The organism is Anaerobacillus sp. QJM3NY_32 (genome assembly GCF_056173645.1).
Window position 1 is genome coordinate 1,427,968 of record NZ_CM149684.1, and the last position, 14,205, is coordinate 1,442,172.

The window sequence follows — 14,205 nt, forward strand, 5'->3', positions numbered from 1 at the left end:
TTGCTATGTTCTAGCGGCCCCAAACGTCAAGTAGTGGTCCATTAACACCAAAAATTGGATCCGTTGCAGGTAATGGAACGTTCTCAATGTTATCGATGGCTTCTTTTCGTTCATCGGCTTTTCCTGTTCTAAGATCGTGGGGCATACCGTTTGGATAAGCCCCTACTACGCGGAAATCGGTCGAGGATGCTTCTTTTTTATGTCCCACACCAGCTGGAATGACTACGACATCTCCTACTGTGACTTCAACTGTCTTTCCGTTTTCTCCTCCAAATGTGATGGAAGCTGATCCTTCGATCACCCCAAGTACTTCGTGGCTGTTACTGTGATAATGATGGTAAGAAAACACGCCATTCTCCCACGCATTAGTCCAATTGTTTTCTTTGAAAATCTTCATACAATTACCGGGATGATCTAGCGCTCCTGGATAGAGAATAAGCGGATGGAACGGGTTGTTTGGAATGTTACCATCATCTTCAAACGTTATCGTTTTTATTTGGTGCTTTTCCATATGATCACTCCTTAGTCCTTTTGTATACGTTTTCGAGAAATTTGAAACATGTATCAGCGTTTAGGATATGACAATCAGGGAAATTATTTATCGAATCACATCTTCCCCCCTTAGAAATGTGATTTAAAAGTTGAGTATTATAGTTGACTAACTTGTCTATACAAGATAAACTGCATGTGTAAGCTAAACTTGTATAGACAAGATAGAATATAAATGAAAGCGGTTGAAAGGGGAATGTTCTTATGTTGAAAAAACTATTTGGTAAAAAAGAAAAGCCTTCAGAAGAGGTTATTTTCGCTCCTTTAAACGGAGATGTTGTTGAACTTGAAAAAGTTCCAGATCCAACATTTTCACAAAAAATGATGGGAGACGGTGTTGCGATTGAGCCAAAAGACGGAAAAGTCGTTTCACCAGTCAACGGGAAAGTAATCCAGTTCTTCCATACGAAGCATGCAGTTGGAATTGAATCTGAATCAGGTCTTGAAATTTTAATCCACGTTGGTTTAGAAACAGTTAACATGGGTGGAGAAGGATTTGAAGGTCACGTAAAAGAAGGCGACAAGGTAAAAGTTGGCGATCCTCTCATCACAGTTGATCTTGATCTTGTTAAGGAGAAAGCAGCGAGTACGATCACTCCTGTGATTATTACAAATGCTGATGTTCTTGAAAATGTTGAGAAGAAATATACAGTCGGCGCATCAAATGAGACTGAAATTATGACAACCAAAGTAAAAGGATAAAGTTATGAAGTTCCTAAGAGAGTGCGCTATACATCAACTCTCTTAGGATCTATCTAATTATTTCTAAGGGGGAAGAAAACATGGCGATTAATCGAGAGTCTGTCGAACAGATCCTGGAAGCCATAGGCGGTAAGGAAAATATTTCGACCGCAACACATTGTGTAACCCGTCTGCGTCTTGTTTTGCATGATGAAAGTAAAGTAGATACAAAAGCACTTGAAGAGAATGAGCTTGTCAAAGGTTCTTTTTCGGCGAATGGGCAGTTTCAGGTAGTTATCGGTCAAGGAACCGTTGATAAAGTATTTAAGATCTTTGCTGAGATGGCAGATATTGAAAGCGCGTCCAAACAGGACGTGAAAGATGCGGCTGCAAGTAAACAAAATATCCTCCAGCGCGGTGTGAAAACACTTGCTGATATTTTTATACCGATTTTACCTGCAATCGTAACAGCTGGTTTGCTTCTTGGGATTAATAATATTCTCACAGCACCGGATATCTTCTTTAGTGATCCACTTGTAGAGGTGTATCCACAGTGGGCAGATTTAGCGAGTATTATTAACCTGATTGCTAACACAGCCTTCGTCTTTTTACCTGGCTTAATTGGTTGGTCAGCAGCGAAGCAATTTGGCGGAAGTCCATTGCTCGGTATTGTACTAGGTCTTATTCTTGTTCACCCTGATCTCCTCAATGCATGGGCATATGGAGAAGCCGACGATATTCCAACATGGAATTTGTTTGGACTTGAAATAGAGAAGATTGGGTATCAAGGGCAAGTCTTGCCTGTTCTTGTGTCAGCTTATATATTAGCCAAAATTGAAACGTTTCTTAACAAGCGGATTCCAGATTCCATTCAAATGCTCATAGTGGCTCCTGTTGCCCTTCTTGTAACTGGATTCCTAGCGTTTACTCTTATTGGACCGGTGACATTCTGGATTGCGAATCTCTTAACGGATGGTTTTATTGGATTATTTGATTTTGCACCAGCTATTGGTGGATTAGTGTATGGGGCTTTATATGCGCCACTCGTTATCACGGGAATGCACCATACGTTCCTTGCTGTAGATTTGCAGTTAATCGGCAGTACGGGAAGCACATTCTTATGGCCGATGCTAGCACTTTCCAACATCGCCCAGGGTGCAGCGGCACTTGCGATGATGCTGATTACACGTAATGAGAAAACGAAAGGACTTGCAGGTACTTCGGCTGTCTCTGCTTTCCTTGGCGTCACTGAACCTGCGCTATTCGGTGTGAATTTACGCTTTAAGTTCCCGTTCTTTGCAGCAATTATTGGTTCAGCTGTGGCTGGTCTTGTTATTACGGTTAGTGGTGTTGAAGCGACATCGATCGGTGTAGGTGGTATACCAGGCTTCCTTTCAATCTTTAAAGAATACTGGGGTGCTTTCTTTATGGGGATGGCCATCGCACTCGTCGTACCATTTGTTTTAACATTCTTGTATGGGAAAGTTAGAAAAGTAAGCGAGTAAATAAAAAGGAGCGATATCATCAGGCACTTAAGCTGCTCCGATGGTATCGCCTTTGTTTGTTTTTTCAAGTATACAATTAGGAGTTGATTGATATGCAACAACCATGGTGGAAGAAGTCAGTCGTTTATCAAATTTATCCGAAAAGCTTTAACGATACGACTGGTAACGGTACGGGGGATATTCAAGGCATTATTGAAAAGCTGGATTATTTAAGTGAACTTGGAGTGGATGTCGTTTGGCTAACACCAATCTATGATTCACCTCAGAATGACAATGGATATGATATTCGAGACTACTTTAGTATTTATGAAGAGTATGGAACAATGGAGGATTTCGATCGTCTTCTTCAAGAAGCCCATTCAAAAGACATTAAGATCATTATGGATATCGTTGTGAATCATACGTCTACCGAGCATCAGTGGTTCGTCGAGTCTCGTAAATCAAAGGATAATCCTTATCGAGACTATTACATCTGGAAAGATGGCGTAAATGGAGCAGAACCAACAAACTGGCAGTCAAAATTCGGTGGTAATGCGTGGCAGTTTGATAAAGAAACCGGTCAATATTACTTACATCTTTTTGATGTCACACAGGCTGATCTTAACTGGGAGAATGAAAAAGTAAGAGATGAAGTGTATGATATGATGACATTCTGGTTTGAAAAAGGGGTCGATGGTTTTCGTCTCGATGTGATTAACCTTATTTCGAAAGATCAGAATTTCCCAAATGATGATGGTTCTGTAGCTCCTGGAGACGGACGTAAATTCTATACAGATGGTCCAAAAGTGCATGAGTATATGAACGAAATGAATCGCAATGTGTTTATGAAATATAACAGCATGACGGTTGGAGAGATGTCTTCCACAACGATTGACAACTGCATTAAATACTCTAATCCTAAGCGAAATGAATTGAGCATGACATTCAATTTCCATCATTTAAAAGTCGATTATCCTAATGGCGAAAAGTGGTCTGTAGCCGATTTTGATTTCCTAAAGCTAAAAGAGATTCTATCAACATGGCAGGCGGAAATGTATGAAGGTGGAGGCTGGAATGCCCTCTTCTGGTGTAACCATGACCAGCCCCGAATCGTATCACGCTACGGGAATGACGGGGAGTACAGACGTGAGTCAGCCAAAATGCTAGCGACAACAATGCACCTGATGCAAGGTACTCCGTATATTTATCAGGGAGAAGAAATTGGGATGACGAATCCAAAGTTTGATGCGATCTCATCTTATCGCGATGTAGAGTCGTTGAATATTTACTCCATTCTTAAAGAGGAAAAAGGGTATAGTGAAGAGGAAGTACTCGAGATTTTGCGTCATAAATCAAGAGATAACTCAAGAACGCCTGTTCAATGGAATTCAGAAGCTAACGCTGGGTTTACAACAGGGGAACCATGGATACCCGTTGCGAAAAACTATGAAGACATTAACGTCGAAGATACACTTAATGAGAGTCATTCAGTATTTGAACATTATCAGAAGCTAATCGCACTTAGAAAAAATATGGATTTGATCACATACGGTGACTATGAGCTTCTTTTAGCTGAACACCCACAGCTTTTCGCTTATGTAAGGAACGGTGAAAATGAAAAGCTTCTTGTGATCAATAATTTCTATGAAAGTGAAGTAACGTTTGAACTTCCGGAAGATGTGGAAGTAAATGGTTATCATGCAGAGGTTCTATTATCGAATTATGAAGACACCCCTAACACTTTCAAGAAAGTGTCATTGCGACCATATGAGTCGATTGCTTATCATCTAACTAAGGCAAGGTGAGTCTATGAAGCAAACCAAGTACCAGCAAATATATAATGATCTCTCTCTGAATATACAAAATGGTACCTATCAACCGAATACTAAATTACCTTCAGAACACGAGTTAGCGGAAGCGTACGGAACATCGCGAGAGACGATTCGTAAAGCTCTTAATTTGCTTTCTCAAAATGGTTTGATTCAGAAAATTAAAGCGCGAGGATCTGTCGTTCTCGACCTTAACCGTTATGAATTTCCGGTTTCTGGTCTTGTGAGCTTTAAGGAAATCTCTCAAAAAATGAATCGCTCTTCTCGTACTATCGTTCATGATCTAGAAAAAAAACTTCCGTCGAAATGGGTTAGTGAGCAGTTGGAGCTAAAAGACAATGCACAAGTATGGCATGTTGTAAGAGCTCGTGAAATAGATGGAGAGAAAATTATACTTGATCGCGATTATTTTCCAGTAGAATTTGTTCCAGAGCTCACAAAAACAATTTGTGAGAATTCGATCTATGATTATTTAGAGAATGACCTTGGCCTTGTCGTAAGCTATGCTAAAAAGGAAATTGTAGTGGAAGAGGCGGATGAAGAGGATCGTCTCTACCTGGATTTGCATGATTACAATCATGTTGTCGTGGTTCGAAACTACGTTTATCTAAATGACACCACATTAATTGAGTATACTGAATCAAGGCACCGGCTTGATAAATTTAGATTTGTTGATTTTGCTAGACGTGAAAAGCAATGAAAGAAGCGCTCCTATAATTAGGAGCGCTTCTTTATCTTACTGTCATATTGAATTCTCTTAGTTGACGAGTAATAATGAACAAAAGAGTTAGGTTGGAGAGGAGTCTTTCATGTGAGGGTTAAAGAAGAAAACATCTATCTTGTGAAAGCTGAAAAAGATCATATTAGTGCATTGAAATCATTCACTCTAGATGAAAGGCAGCTCGCTTTCACGTCGATGCCAGTCCCTGCATATGAGAAATGCCAGATCGATCATGATCGCTTTCCTGTGGTTATTATGGAAAAGGATCAGCCAGTTGGCTTTTTCGTTCTAGATCGTGGGGATGATACCTTCTCGTATTCAGATAATACTAAGGCCGTTCTGTTAAGAGCGTATTCAATCAATCGACCTGAGCAAGGAAGAGGGATTGCGAAAGCCTCTTTACAGCTGCTAGAACAGTTTGTAAAAAGGCATTTCCCTAATTGTCATGAAATCGTTCTTGGGGTTAATGAAGACAATGAAGCAGCTAAGAAGATTTATTTAGGAGCGGGGTTTATTCATACTAATAAGAAAAAGAACGGGCGCTCAGGGCCTCAGGCTATTCTAAAATATCCAGTTATATAGCTTCGTTCTTTGCAACTAAAAAGCCAGGAGAATTTACTCCTGGCTTTTAATACACGCTTTTTGTAGGCTATATTCTATTAAGAATGCTTGGAATTCTTCTTTAGTGACATAAGCTTCCATTGCTTCTTCCACGACAACATGCCATTCTTCAGGCAAATAAGCGTTTTCTTTCAAGACTCATTCCCCCCTGCGACAATAATGTTAACCATTTATGTATATTTGGTTAACATTATCATAGCGGTAGATCAATCGAATTGCAATATAAATTCCTCAGCGTAATTTGAAGGAGTCATTCTTTTTATAAAGAAGTATTTTAAAGGGCAAAGGAAGAGATAGAAAGGAAGATGGTAGTCTTGTGGAATGAAACTCTCGTAACTTCCATATTAAACATCGAATATCCGATCGTACAGGCGGGAATGGCCGGAGGGGTGACAACACCTCAATTAGTTGCTTCTGTATCGAATACGGAAGGCTTAGGCAGCTTAGGGGCTGGGTACATGACACCTGATCAAATGAGGGTCGCGATAAAAGACATTAAACAGTTCACGTCAAGGGCTTTTGCTGTTAACTTGTTTATTCCTGAGGAGGATCACTCCTCCAATGAAGTGGTGGAGCAGACGAAGCAGGTGCTTCAGCGCTATGCTACAAAACTTGGTATAGAAGACTATAGTTATAAAGAGAAGACTTTTTCGGTTTTAAAAAAAGAATACAAAGAAAAGCTTAAGATTTTAATAGAGGAAGATGTACCTGTATGTAGCTTTACTTTTGGAATTCCTTCAAAAGAGGATGTCCAGCAACTAAAGCGTAAAGGAATTATCCTTATCGGAACGGCAACGACGGTAAATGAAGCCATTATCAATGAAGAAAGCGGAATGGATCTTGTGGTGATGCAAGGGGCAGAAGCGGGTGGACATCGCGGCACTTTTGAAAGTGAAGTTGATTCTTCACTTGTCGGTATTTCCTCTCTTATCCCACAAACGGTTGATGTCATAAATATTCCTGTTATAGCGGCTGGTGGAATCATGGATGGACGAGGAATTCTCAGTATGCTTGTTCTGGGAGCTGGAGCTGTTCAGATGGGAACAGCATTTGTGACGTGTCAAGAAAGTGGGGGTCACCCTCTTCACAAACAAGCGATATTAACGAGCACGGAAGAACAAACAATGATCACACCCGTATTTAGTGGGAAGTCTGCTCGTGGTATAAAAAATGATTTTATGACCGAAATGACTGAATCTAACTTACCCATGTTTCCTGGTTACCCAGTGTTAAACACTTTAACAAAAGAGATTCGTAAACAAGCAGCTGAGCAAAATCATCCTGAATGGATGTCATTGTGGTCGGGGCAAAACCCACGGTTGAGTACTTCGAAATCCGCGGAGGAAATAATTCGAGATAGCGTCTCAGAGGTAAATAACATCATCAATAGGATTTCGTAATCAAGATACATCCAGCTTACTAACCATATCCAAATGAACGTGAAGAAGCCCTTCTCAAACTAGTGAGAAGGGCCACTTCAATGACTTGCATTGATAGGCCGGTCATCTGACAGCACCTTTTATTATGAAAAGATAATGACCGGCTGTATAATGAGTTTGGTCATAAATTCTGAATGAAATACCTGTTTGTTTAGAAAGATATCGGGGAAACGCAGAAGAATGAACAAGGTAATTTGAATTAGATCCAGGAAGGGTGTTTATTCATGAAAGCAGTTGTGATTAACGAATTTGGAGCACCATCAAATTTTCGTGTAGAAGAGCTCTCATCAAGAGAATTAAAAGCTGGTGAAGTGAGAATTAACGTGAAAGCAACAAGCGTTAATCCAGTGGATATAAAAATACGATCTGGTCAAGCAGAAGCGTTTGCTCCAGCATTTCCAGCCGTTCTACATGGAGATGTAGCTGGCATTGTGGAGGAAGCATATGAAGGAAGCGCGTTTAAAAAAGGTGACGAGGTATATGCTTGTGCGGGCGGGGTAAAAGGTCTCGACGGAGCACTCCGTGAACAAATGATTGTTGATCAAAAGCTTGTAGCTAAGAAACCAGCGCGTTTATCTATGATAGAAGCTGCCGCATTGCCGCTCGTATCTATCACGGCGTGGGAAGCGCTCATTGATCGAATCAATGTAAAGCCAGGACAAAATGTTCTTATTCACGGTGCGACAGGCGGCGTTGGGCACATCGCTATTCAGATTGCTAAATCACTAGGTGCCATCGTCTATACGACAGCTTCAACGAATGAGAAAATGAAGCTGGGTCAAGAACTCGGTGCTGATTACGCGATCAATTATAAAGAAACGTCTGTCGAAGAATATGTTAATCACTATACAGATGGAAAAGGTTTCGATGCTGTTTTTGATACAGTAGGCGGAGATAACATGGAAAAGTCATTTCAAGCAGTGAAAAATGGCGGCGACGTTGCCTGTATTGTTGGCAGTGGTGAACACGATATGACACAACTTTATGTGAAAAGTGCTTCGTACCATGGTGTTTTAATGCTCGTTCCGATGTTAACGAATGAAGGAAGAGAGCATCACGGAGACATTCTAAACCGCGTTGCGCATATGGTAGATCACGGCATATTAAAGCCGGTTTTGGATGAACAAAGCTTTACTTTTACTACAATCGGTGACGCTCATGCACGACTTGAATCAGGAAAGACGATTGGCAAAGTTGTTGCAGAAAATGATTTGACACATTCTTAAATATAACGTCAAATAACGAAAAGGAACCCATTCGGGTTCCTTTTCATATTGGTTAGTCAAACAAATGAACTAAAAAATAAAGCCATTCATGAGAGCTAATAGATAAAGAATTCGAAGATGAGTTCAGGCCGTTATTCAGTCCATTGAGAGACAAGCTCTTCGTTCTCTTCAACCCACTGCTTTGCGCCTGTTTCGGTGTCGTCAGCATTCTTAATCGTTGCCATTAGACTACCGAGTGAATCATCATCCATCTTCCAATTGTTCATCCACTTAACGATTTCAGGGTGATCGTCACTGAAATCTGTTCTTGTCATAAAGTAAATATCGTCCGCTTCACCATAAACATTTTTGGGATCTTCCAGGTACTTTAAGTCATATTCTGCAAAAGCCCAGTGAGGATTCCACAGCGTGACAATAATAGGTTCTTCGTCTTCATAAGCTTTCTTAAGCTCACTCATCATCGCTGGACCAGAGCTATCGACAAGGTCATAATTTAATTCATATTCATCAACAGCCGTTCTGCTCATTTCCATCAAGCTAGCGCCCGGATCAATTCCAACAATTTGCTCTAATCCAAGTTCGCTTTTTTTGTCGTTCAGTTCTTCTATACTATTGATATCCATATACGAAGGGACAACGAGGCCAAGACCAGTACCCTCATACCATGTTTCTTGCATCTCAACATCTTCTTTGTACTCTTCATATAGTGGCTTATCAGTCGTAGGTAGCCAAACCTCTGCTGCTACATCAAGGTCGCCCTGTGAAATACCAGCCCAAACTGGTGACTTTTCCATTGATTTTAGTTCAATGTCGTATCCTTTTTCTTCAAGTATCACTTTCCACATATTTGAAACGGCGATATTTTCAGCCCAGTTGTTTAATCCAAACGTAACCGTTCCTTTCGACTCTTCACTTTCTCCAGATCCACAAGCTGCTAGAATTGAAAGTGCTGCAATGACTAGGACTAAGATTCCTCTCCTCATAGATACTCTCCTTTTTCTTTCTTATTTTTTGTGTGAAAACGCACATGTTTTCTATCATAACAAATGTGTCACACTTTTGCAGGTTTATTACAGAAAGGAGACAGTGTATGATGAAGGTAGGGAGGGATGGGGATGATCACAATTGCAACAACGCTTATAGTTATTTTTCTTGTTATTATTTTAATTGGTACGCTAATGGTTGCCGGAAAAAGTGATCCTGGGTATGGGAAGAAAGCGAAGAATACAACGGTTACCATTTCCGCTATTTATCTTCTTGTAAGCGTTCTCGCTATAGCAGGCATTGCAGCTTATGTTTATTTTACGTAAACGCATCATTGTAACGAGAATGCTTCTTCAAAAACATTCGTAGTCAAAATGAAGACGTAATAGGATTGGCTGCATAGCCAATCCTATTTTGAAGCAACGAAAATCATTTCAGCTGCAAGGTAGCCGAACCGTAAACCAAAAAATAATAATACGAGACTGGCGGTTACACTAATCGCGCGGAGCGTTCGAGGTTTCATTAGTGATTTTCCGAAGTGGACGGTCATACAAAGATTGACATTCCAAAGGCCGATCCCAATGAAAACGAGTGCAGATAAGAAAAAGGCCTGCCATTTGTCTGGTTGTTGCAGTGAAACGCTAAGCACTGATCCGTAAATACCGAGCCAGAAAAGAAGGTTCATTGGATTAAATGCAGCGATCATAAAACCGGTTGCGTAGGAATGAAATAAACCCGTTCTTTCTTTGTCCTCGTCTTCATCAAGACTTACTTGAGATCGAAAGCCTTGAATCCCTGAAATCGTTAAGATAATGGCTCCGAGAATCATTAAACTAATTTGGACAATAGTCAGCTTAACAAAAGTTGCAATACCGAAGTACATCAAATACATGAGTACAAGGTCTGCACTCATTCCACCTGCTCCTACGAAGAGAGAAGACCAGAACCCTTTATGAATTCCTCGCTTCATGATTTCAATGTTTATTGGACCGAGCGGAGCAGCAATTGATAAGCCCAAGATAATGTGAGCAATAGCAATTTCTAGCATGGCGAGCAATCTCCTTTTATCTATGTATTCTGATTCAGGATAAATACTTTTGAGCAGGCTGTTGGAGTGGATAGATAGTTGATTTATTCGAATGAAGTGAAGGGTTCACTCGAATGAGCCAAACATCTAGAGATCATTAATCGTAACGAATGTAACCTTGAAATAAGGAATTCCTCTTTCTTTAATACATGTCCAAACGGCCTAAATTAGAAGTCTCATTTTGAATTCAGGGAAAAATATGCTATTATGCTCTTTTGGGTCGCGCAATATTTTGAAGAAGATGTGGAAAATTGTATAATGAAGGTTACTACTACCATTGGAATTGATGTGATGTGGATATGAAGCATTTTTCTATGTTTACTAAAAGTGAAATAAAAGAACGTTTTCCAGTGAGCTTCTATCAAAGAGGTCTCACCTATTTTCAGAATGGGCGCGTATCTGAGCTTACATATGATAAAGAAGATCAGTCTTATCGAGCTTATGTAAACGGAAGTTCTGAATATGGCGTGTTAATTGAGCTACTTGGTGATAACTGGTTTGGGTCTTGTGAGTGTCAAGCATTTGAAACATATGGCACTTGTAAGCATCTTGCTGCTGTGCTTATTGCAATCAGCGAGAAGGGGCCGGAAGAAAGTGAAAAGGAAAAACCATCACAGGTACCTCAATCACCACGAAGCTACAGTGAAACAAATCAGCTCATTCAAGTATTAAGTGATTATCAACCCGAAGCGAATCGCTCAAGATTGAGATCGGATCAGTTGAAGATTGAGTTTACATTGAAAGCGAGCTCTTACCCAACGCTTCGTAAATCTCAAGGGGATTCTCCGTGGACACTTGAACTTAAAGTGGGGATAAACCGTTTATATGTCGTGAAAGATATTCGCGCATTTCTAGATGCGGTTCTTGATGAGCAATCTTATTTGTTTACGAAAAAGTTCAGTTATGAACCAGATGAACATACGTTTCATGAACTCGATGAGCCTTTTATTCAACTTCTACTCGCAATAAGAAGGAATGAGAAGGTTTATTTGGATTTACCTGATAACTGGGGGCGTTTTACTGAAAACCGTGAATTGATTTTACCCCCACTGACAGCGAACGAGTTTCTTTCAGAGTTTTTAAAGCAAAATCGATTGATTCGGTTTGAATACAATCGGACGCTTTATGAAGAGACCGAGCTTTTTGATGGTGGGTTACCATTTTCGTTTGAAATTGAACAGCGGGATGATGATTACGTACTACAGTTAAATGGGTTTCAAAGTGCCGCTTATTTTCCTACTTATGGATGGTTATTTCATGATGAGAAGCTTTACAAACTGTCGAAAAAACAGCAGTCCTTATTAAGGGATCTGTCTCATTTTCGAAGTGCGGCTAGAAAAAGTGACTTATCCATTTCTCAAACACAGATTGAACCATTCCTTTCTCAGGTCGTTCCAGGTCTCAAAAAGCTTGGGGATGTAACGATCTCTGAACAGATCAATGAAAAAATCATTAACCCTGATTTGCGTGCGAGAGTCTATGTAAATGCAGAAGGACAGCGACTTCTAGTTAACGTTGAATATGAATATGGCGAAGATGTGATCAATCCTTTTAAAGATGATTCCCGGATCGTAAATGACCAGGGAGGCATTGTCTTAAGAGACAGTGAAAAGGAAAAAACGATTATGTCTCTTATTGAACAAGCATCACTAAAATTCAACGGTAAAGAGCTATATGCAGAAGATGAAGCGGTGATATTTGACTTTCTTTACTGGACGATCCCAGAACTAAATGACCTTGCTGATGTGTTTCTAACAGAATCTGCACGGGGTTGGTTATTGGATGAATCATCGGCTCCAGTAACATCAGTAGATATGGATCATAGTGGAAATTGGCTTGATGTAAGCTTTGACATGAAGGGATTGGATGAAGAAGAAATCTCTCATATTCTTAAAGCCGTGATCGAAAAAGATCGCTATTATCGCCTTGCGAATGGTGCCTTCGTTTCAATTGAAAATGAAGATTTTCAACATGTTAGTCAGCTATTCGACGACCTGAATATAAAAGAAAAAGATATCGAAAGAGGAGAGCTTCATCTGCCACTCTATAGAGGACTCCAGCTCGACGAAAGAATGAGCGGTGGAAAGCACGCTTCACGTTATAGCAAGGCTTTCCGAGACCTTATCTCTCGTTTAAAGCACCCAGAAGACCTTCAGTTTGATCTTCCTACAGGGCTAGAAGCTGATCTTCGCTCGTACCAAATGACGGGCTATCAATGGCTAAAAGCACTTGCCCATTATCAGTTGGGTGGGATTCTTGCAGATGACATGGGACTAGGTAAGACATTGCAAAGCATTGCCTACTTGCTGTCTGAGAAAAAAGATAATCCAGAAGCGATGGCGCTAGTTGTCGCACCAGCATCACTTATTTATAACTGGAAAAAGGAGTTTGAGAAATTTGCTCCTGGACTTCAGATTGAAGTGAATACTGGTACGCCAAATGAGCGGAAAGAGCTTCTAAGTCAAGGGCTTCAGCCAGATGTTTGGATAACTTCATATCCGACGCTCAGGCAGGATATTGCCCATTATGAAACCATTCAATTTGATTCCGTTATTCTTGATGAGGCTCAGGCAATTAAGAATCCTGCCACAAAGACCTCACAAGCTGTGAGACAGTTAAGTGCTAAGAAGCGGTTTGCACTCAGCGGAACTCCAATTGAGAATTCACTTGATGAACTATGGGCACTTTTTCACTCGATTATGCCTGGATTCTTCCCGGATCAATCCACGTTCAGAAATTTACCACATGAGCGAATTTCGAGAATGGTCAAGCCATTTATTCTAAGACGTGTGAAGAAGGATGTACTTAAAGAGCTTCCTGATAAGATTGAGACGGTTCAAGTATCAGAGCTAACAAAACAGCAAAAAGAACTGTACATTGGCTACTTGTACCGTATTCAGCAGGAAACTAAAGAAAGCCTTGCTGGAGATGGTTTCCAAAAAAATCGCATGAAAATACTGGCTGGCCTTACTCGTTTAAGGCAGCTATGCTGCCATCCGTCTTTATTCGTTGAAAATTACCAGGGTCAATCGGGTAAACTTGAGCAGCTTTTAGATATTGTTACGACATCAATCGAAAACAAGAAACGTCTCCTGATCTTTTCGCAATTCTCGAGCATGTTAAAGATCATTCATCAAAAGCTAACGGATTTAGGCTATTCCGCTTTCTATTTGGATGGTCAGACGCCTTCGAAAGATCGAGTTGAAATGACCGAGCGATTCAATGATGGTGAGAATGAAATTTTTCTTATCTCATTGAAAGCAGGAGGAACAGGTTTAAATTTAACTGGCGCCGATACGGTTATTTTGTATGATCTGTGGTGGAATCCAGCTGTTGAGGAACAGGCTGCGGGACGAGCTCACCGAATCGGACAGAAAAAAGTTGTTCAAGTTATGAGGTTAATTACCCAGGGTACCATTGAAGAGAAAATTTATGAGCTTCAGCAAAAGAAAAAAGAACTCATAGAGAAAGTTATCCAACCTGGAGAAACGATGATCTCTAGTCTATCTGAAGATGAAATAAAAGATATTCTGAGCATCTAATCGCTAGAACTTAAGGCATTTATGTAGTTTGAATAGCTCTTA

At 40.3% G+C, this 14,205-nt stretch carries 13 protein-coding genes; 9 read left to right on the top strand and 4 right to left on the bottom strand.

The genetic code is table 11. From position 1 onward, the window contains the following. Positions 1 to 10: 10 nt before the first annotated feature. On the bottom strand, positions 11 to 511 hold the full coding sequence (locus AC0VYH_RS07710) for a cupin domain-containing protein (RefSeq protein ID WP_475368790.1): 501 nt from the start codon (positions 509 to 511) through the stop codon (positions 11 to 13). Positions 512 to 753: 242 nt separating this feature from the next. Between AC0VYH_RS07710 and AC0VYH_RS07715 the strand changes: the two genes are divergently transcribed. The 5 genes from AC0VYH_RS07715 (at position 754) to AC0VYH_RS07735 (ending at position 5,846) form a co-directional block, all read left to right on the top strand. Then, positions 754 to 1,251, top strand: coding sequence for a PTS sugar transporter subunit IIA (locus tag AC0VYH_RS07715; RefSeq protein WP_475367080.1), 498 nt, complete (start codon positions 754 to 756; stop codon positions 1,249 to 1,251). A gap of 80 nt (positions 1,252 to 1,331) precedes the next feature. After that, positions 1,332 to 2,735 (top strand): PTS system trehalose-specific EIIBC component, encoded by a 1,404-nt coding sequence (treP, locus tag AC0VYH_RS07720; RefSeq protein WP_194221023.1) that lies wholly within the window; start codon positions 1,332 to 1,334, stop codon positions 2,733 to 2,735. A gap of 92 nt (positions 2,736 to 2,827) precedes the next feature. Then, positions 2,828 to 4,519, top strand: coding sequence for an alpha,alpha-phosphotrehalase (gene treC, locus AC0VYH_RS07725; protein WP_475368791.1), 1,692 nt, complete (start codon positions 2,828 to 2,830; stop codon positions 4,517 to 4,519). Between the two features lie 4 nt (positions 4,520 to 4,523). Next, complete coding sequence (gene treR / locus AC0VYH_RS07730; RefSeq protein ID WP_303535999.1) at positions 4,524 to 5,243, top strand: trehalose operon repressor; 720 nt, start codon at positions 4,524 to 4,526, stop codon at positions 5,241 to 5,243. A 111-nt stretch (positions 5,244 to 5,354) separates the two neighbouring features. Beyond that, positions 5,355 to 5,846 (top strand): GNAT family N-acetyltransferase, encoded by a 492-nt coding sequence (locus AC0VYH_RS07735; RefSeq protein WP_430242330.1) that lies wholly within the window; start codon positions 5,355 to 5,357, stop codon positions 5,844 to 5,846. 33 nt (positions 5,847 to 5,879) lie between these two features. On the opposite strand, the gene AC0VYH_RS07740 is transcribed toward AC0VYH_RS07735, so the two are convergent. Then, positions 5,880 to 6,020, bottom strand: coding sequence for a hypothetical protein (locus tag AC0VYH_RS07740; protein ID WP_475368793.1), 141 nt, complete (start codon positions 6,018 to 6,020; stop codon positions 5,880 to 5,882). A 170-nt stretch (positions 6,021 to 6,190) separates the two neighbouring features. On the opposite strand from AC0VYH_RS07740, the gene AC0VYH_RS07745 reads away from it, so the two are divergent. Together AC0VYH_RS07745 and AC0VYH_RS07750 are read left to right on the top strand one after the other, a co-directional pair. Beyond that, positions 6,191 to 7,285, top strand: a complete 1,095-nt coding sequence (locus AC0VYH_RS07745; RefSeq protein ID WP_475368794.1) for an NAD(P)H-dependent flavin oxidoreductase — start codon at positions 6,191 to 6,193, stop codon at positions 7,283 to 7,285. Positions 7,286 to 7,548: 263 nt separating this feature from the next. Next, complete coding sequence (locus AC0VYH_RS07750; RefSeq protein ID WP_475373613.1) at positions 7,549 to 8,550, top strand: zinc-dependent alcohol dehydrogenase family protein; 1,002 nt, start codon at positions 7,549 to 7,551, stop codon at positions 8,548 to 8,550. 131 nt (positions 8,551 to 8,681) lie between these two features. On the opposite strand, the gene AC0VYH_RS07755 is transcribed toward AC0VYH_RS07750, so the two are convergent. After that, the gene (locus tag AC0VYH_RS07755) at positions 8,682 to 9,533 is read right to left on the bottom strand and encodes a glycine betaine ABC transporter substrate-binding protein (RefSeq protein ID WP_475373614.1); all 852 of its coding nucleotides are present in this window, start codon (positions 9,531 to 9,533) and stop codon (positions 8,682 to 8,684) included. Between the two features lie 132 nt (positions 9,534 to 9,665). Between AC0VYH_RS07755 and AC0VYH_RS07760 the strand changes: the two genes are divergently transcribed. Next, entirely contained in the window at positions 9,666 to 9,860 is a 195-nt protein-coding gene (locus AC0VYH_RS07760; protein WP_194221031.1) for a hypothetical protein, read from the top strand. Positions 9,861 to 9,943: 83 nt separating this feature from the next. Here AC0VYH_RS07760 and AC0VYH_RS07765 read toward each other — a convergent pair whose 3' ends face one another. Next, on the bottom strand, positions 9,944 to 10,582 hold the full coding sequence (locus AC0VYH_RS07765) for a LysE family translocator (protein WP_475367086.1): 639 nt from the start codon (positions 10,580 to 10,582) through the stop codon (positions 9,944 to 9,946). A 338-nt stretch (positions 10,583 to 10,920) separates the two neighbouring features. Between AC0VYH_RS07765 and AC0VYH_RS07770 the strand changes: the two genes are divergently transcribed. Further along, positions 10,921 to 14,163 carry a DEAD/DEAH box helicase gene (locus AC0VYH_RS07770; protein ID WP_475373615.1) on the top strand — a complete coding sequence of 1,081 codons (3,243 nt, stop codon included), beginning with the start codon at positions 10,921 to 10,923 and terminating at the stop codon, positions 14,161 to 14,163. Positions 14,164 to 14,205: the final 42 nt, after the last annotated feature.

Excerpts from the sequence above, each read along its gene's own strand:
- AC0VYH_RS07755 (WP_475373614.1), bottom strand. The coding sequence starts at position 9,533 with ATGAGGAGAGGAATCTTAGTCCTAGTCATTGCAGCACTTTCAATTCTA.
- treR (WP_303535999.1), top strand. The coding sequence starts at position 4,524 with ATGAAGCAAACCAAGTACCAGCAAATATATAATGATCTCTCTCTGAAT.
- AC0VYH_RS07770 (WP_475373615.1), top strand. The coding sequence starts at position 10,921 with ATGAAGCATTTTTCTATGTTTACTAAAAGTGAAATAAAAGAACGTTTT.
- AC0VYH_RS07750 (WP_475373613.1), top strand. The coding sequence starts at position 7,549 with ATGAAAGCAGTTGTGATTAACGAATTTGGAGCACCATCAAATTTTCGT.
- AC0VYH_RS07760 (WP_194221031.1), top strand. The coding sequence starts at position 9,666 with ATGATCACAATTGCAACAACGCTTATAGTTATTTTTCTTGTTATTATT.
- AC0VYH_RS07765 (WP_475367086.1), bottom strand. The coding sequence starts at position 10,582 with ATGCTAGAAATTGCTATTGCTCACATTATCTTGGGCTTATCAATTGCT.
- AC0VYH_RS07710 (WP_475368790.1), bottom strand. The coding sequence starts at position 511 with ATGGAAAAGCACCAAATAAAAACGATAACGTTTGAAGATGATGGTAAC.
- AC0VYH_RS07745 (WP_475368794.1), top strand. The coding sequence starts at position 6,191 with ATGGTAGTCTTGTGGAATGAAACTCTCGTAACTTCCATATTAAACATC.
- treC (WP_475368791.1), top strand. The coding sequence starts at position 2,828 with ATGCAACAACCATGGTGGAAGAAGTCAGTCGTTTATCAAATTTATCCG.
- AC0VYH_RS07715 (WP_475367080.1), top strand. The coding sequence starts at position 754 with ATGTTGAAAAAACTATTTGGTAAAAAAGAAAAGCCTTCAGAAGAGGTT.
- treP (WP_194221023.1), top strand. The coding sequence starts at position 1,332 with ATGGCGATTAATCGAGAGTCTGTCGAACAGATCCTGGAAGCCATAGGC.